Below are 312 nucleotides of genomic sequence, written 5' to 3'. Positions count from 1 at the left end.
TACGATTTAAGTGTTAAGCCGAGAAAGGTGTAGAAAATTTATTTATAATGAAAATAAAAAAATATGTTTAAAATTAATTTTTATGGGTAATTAAATAGTAAGAGGTTGAGATAAGGGGGCGGAAATGATGAATTTGGCAGTAAATATTTTGCAAAATGATGTAGGTTATACAGTACAACTTAATGGTGAAATTGATGCATATACGGCATCAGATTTAAAAAATAAGTTGATGCCTATTGCAAGCGAAAAAGAGGTTCATATTGTAGTAGATTTTACTGAGGTAGAGTATATGGATAGTACAGGTTTAGGCGT

At 29.8% G+C, this 312-nt stretch carries 1 protein-coding gene; it reads left to right on the top strand.

The window, feature by feature from the left end; translation table 11 throughout:
* Positions 1-124: 124 nt before the first annotated feature.
* The coding region (locus ACSG5Z_RS30185; RefSeq protein ID WP_435712775.1) for an STAS domain-containing protein at positions 125-312 on the top strand (188 nt) is incomplete at its 3' end.

Source organism: Bacillus pretiosus (assembly GCF_051294775.1).
GTDB lineage: Bacteria > Bacillota > Bacilli > Bacillales > Bacillaceae_G > Bacillus_A > Bacillus_A wiedmannii.
The sequence above is the reverse complement of the archived record's forward strand: the minus strand, read 5'-3'. Positions and strand labels throughout refer to the sequence as shown.